Annotated in this window: 1 protein-coding gene; it reads right to left on the reverse strand. The window is 43.6% G+C overall.

The window, feature by feature from the left end:
* Nucleotides 1-624, reverse strand: a 624-nt coding sequence (locus PCIT_RS00025; protein WP_021032187.1) for an IS91 family transposase, incomplete at both ends; no start/stop codon positions are given.

The following is a 624-nucleotide window of genomic DNA, read 5'->3' on the forward strand; positions in this document are numbered from 1 at the left end:
ATAGCGCCGTAAGAACTCTCTACAACTCAGTGTCATGACCTTTTCACTGTGTTTATCTGCATAACCTCGATATTTAAAGCACACGCTTTGTTTATTCACCGACACCAGTCTCGATTCTGACATCGCGCCCTTTCGGGTATAACGTGCTAGATAACTTACTAACTTATCACTGTATGTTAAACACGCTTTGCTATACACACACCATTTAGCTGGTGTGTGTATATGTGTCAGCGAAGTACCTTGCGCATGCAATGCCGCAAGCATTTTCCCTCTAAATACTGTTGATAGTGCTTTAACTGGGTATAAGTAGCTCTGTTCTATTTCATGCCATTGAGTTTGCGTTAGCCCTCCAGCTGGCACTAAGCAATGCAGATGAATATGCTGACTTAAGGTTTGTCCCCATGTATGCAAAACGCTTGTCATCCCTAACTGCCCATGCCCTTTACGCTGTGCAAACTTACTTAGGGTGTCCCATACTGCTTTAAATAAACACTGATAAAGCGTGTTTGGGTCATAGCGCGCAACAATATTCAGCTCATGTGGCAGTGTAAAAACAAGATGGAAGTAACGACAAGGCAATAAACGGGCTTGCTGTTTTTGCGCCCACTGTGCTGTTGCCATACT

Source organism: Pseudoalteromonas citrea, assembly GCF_000238375.3.
Lineage (GTDB): Bacteria > Pseudomonadota > Gammaproteobacteria > Enterobacterales > Alteromonadaceae > Pseudoalteromonas > Pseudoalteromonas citrea.